This window comes from Cupriavidus sp. 8B (genome assembly GCF_054589115.1).
Genome location: NZ_BAAILO010000381.1, coordinates 33,781 through 36,215 on the forward strand (window position 1 = coordinate 33,781; position 2,435 = coordinate 36,215).

The following is a 2,435-nucleotide window of genomic DNA, read 5'->3' on the forward strand; positions in this document are numbered from 1 at the left end:
CCTTCACGCGGATCAGGTCGCCGGGGCGCAGGCGCGCCACCGGCACCCGCTCGCCCACGCCGCCCTCGGCCCGCAGACGCTCGCAGGTGGCGGGCAACTGCCGCGCCAGCATCTCGGCGCCACTGCGCGATGCCTGGCGCACGCGCAGCTCCAGGTAGCGCGCCAGCAGCAGGAACGCCACGAACATGGTGACGGAATCAAAGTACACCTCGCCGGTGCCGCGCAGCGTCGCCACGGTGCTGGCGATAAAGCCTGCGCCCACGCCCAGCGCCACCGGCACGTCCATGCCCAGGTGGCGCTGCCTGAGGCCGCGCCACGCACCGGCGAAGATCGGCGAAGCCGAGTACAACACCACGGGCGAGGTCAGCACCAGGCTGGCCCAGCGCATCAGTTGCAACTGGCCGGGATCGATGGCGGCTTCATGGGTGTAGATGGGCCATGCGTACATCATCACCTGCATCATGCCGAGCATGGCCACCGCCATGCGCATCAGCAAGCCACGGCGCGCATGGCGGTCCTGCCGGTCCGAGCGCGAGACCTCGAACGGCCACGCCAGGTAGCCGATGCCAGCCAGCGCGCCGAGCAAGGCGGAGACCGGCTGTTCTGCCGCGCGCCAGCGCACCACCACGCGGCGCGTCGCCACATTGGCGATCACCGATTCCACGCCGGGCAGGCTGCCCAGGTGCTGCTCGATCAGCCAGGCGCAGGCGGCGCAGCGAATATTCTCCGGCGCCAGGGTGATCTCGGCCCGGCGTTCGTCCAGCGGGCGCACGAACTGGGCCCGCAATTCCTCGGTGTCGTAGGCGGCCCAGACGGGCTCGGCCTCGCGCCGCGCCGCGTCGTCGATCGGCTTGGCAAAGCGGGCCTGGTCGCCATAGAGATGGCCGAACCCGGCTGCGTGCAGGGTCTGCGCCAGGGCCTGGCAGCCACCGCAGCAAAAAGCCTGTTCCTCGCCGTTGATGCTGGCGTGCAAGGACGGCTCGCCGGACGCGAGCGGCTGTCCGCAGTGGAAGCAGCCCACGCGTCCGGCGGCCGCAGGCGCGCCGCTTGCGCGTGCAAGCGGCGGATTGGGCAAGGAACGGGCAGGATAGGCTGGGGCTGGGGAAGTCGGCATCGGGACTCTTTTTTACCAACTGCATGGTAAGAGTCCCGGTGGCAAGCTGCCTTGATACAGATCAAGCGGGAGGCTGGGCGGCGCATGGCGCGCCGCTTGCGCAGGGCTTCAGGTCAGCGAGGTGTCGACCGTGCGGCGTGGCGCTTCCAGGTATTCGCGCGACTGCATCTCGATGATGCGCGACACCGTGCGGCTGAACTCGTTGGCCATCTGGCCTTCGGTGTAGAGTTCGTCCGCCGGCACTTCCGCCGAGATCAGCAGCTTGACCTTGTGGTCGTAGAACACGTCGATCAGCCAGGTGAAGCGGCGGGCCTCGGACGACATGCGGGGCGTCATCTTGGGCACGTCGGAGAGGATCACCGTGTGGAACTCGGTGGCGAGCTCGAGGTAGTCGTTCTGCGATCGCGGGCCGCCGCACAGCGTATTGAAATCGAACCAGACCACCCCGCCCGCCTTGCGCAGCGCACGCAGTTCACGGTGCTCGATATGCAGGATGGGAGATTCGTCGGCCACACCGGCAATGCTGGTAAAGGCGTGACGCAGGGCCGAGCTGGCCTCGGGCCCCAGCGGCGTGTGATAGGCATCCACCTGCTCCAGCGCGCGCTTGCGGTAGTCGATGCCGGCGTCCACATTGAGCACGTCGAGCTTTTGCTGTAGCAGCGCGATTGCCGGCAGCACGCGGTCCCGGTGCAGGCCGTCCGGGTACAGCAGGTCCGGCCGGTAGTTGGAGGTCATCACGAACTGCACGCCGTTCTCGAACATCTGCTGCAACAGGCGGTGCAGGATCATCGCATCGGCCACGTCGCTGACGTGGAACTCATCGAAGCAGATCAGGCGAAACCGCCGCGCAATGCGCTTGGCCAGTTCGTCCAGTGGATCCGGGCGCCCGCGCAGCTCTTCAAGCTGGCGATGCACCTCGCGCATGAACTCGTGAAAGTGCAGCCGCGTCTTGCGCACCACCGGCACGCAGGTATAGAAGCTGTCCATCAGGAAGGACTTGCCGCGCCCTACCCCGCCCCACAGGTACACGCCCTTGGGCACGTCCGGGTGCACCAACAGTTTTTTCAGCGTGCTGTTGCGCCGGCTCTTGTAGGCCACCCACTCGTCATAGCATTGCTGCAGGCGCTCGACGGCGCGCAACTGCGCGGGGTCGGTGGTGTAGCCGCGTTGCTTCAGTTCCTGCTCGTAGTACTCACGGACGTTCATGCTGACTGCTTGCCCTGGATGCCGGGAGGCGCCGGCTTGAATGAGGATCGGGGCGCGTGACAGGTCAAACCCCCTGCCGCCCCGAAAGCGAAAACGGCGCGCCGCTGTGGCGGCG

The 2,435-nt window shown here is 67.4% G+C and carries 2 protein-coding genes; both read right to left on the reverse strand.

The window, feature by feature from the left end; translation table 11 throughout:
• The coding region (locus ACYP5B_RS35715) for a heavy metal translocating P-type ATPase metal-binding domain-containing protein (RefSeq protein WP_459572798.1) at positions 1-1,114 on the reverse strand (1,114 nt) is incomplete at its 3' end.
• A 108-nt stretch (positions 1,115-1,222) separates the two neighbouring features.
• Positions 1,223-2,320, reverse strand: coding sequence for a cell division protein ZapE (gene zapE / locus ACYP5B_RS35720; RefSeq protein WP_459572799.1), 1,098 nt, complete (start codon positions 2,318-2,320; stop codon positions 1,223-1,225).
• Positions 2,321-2,435: the final 115 nt, after the last annotated feature.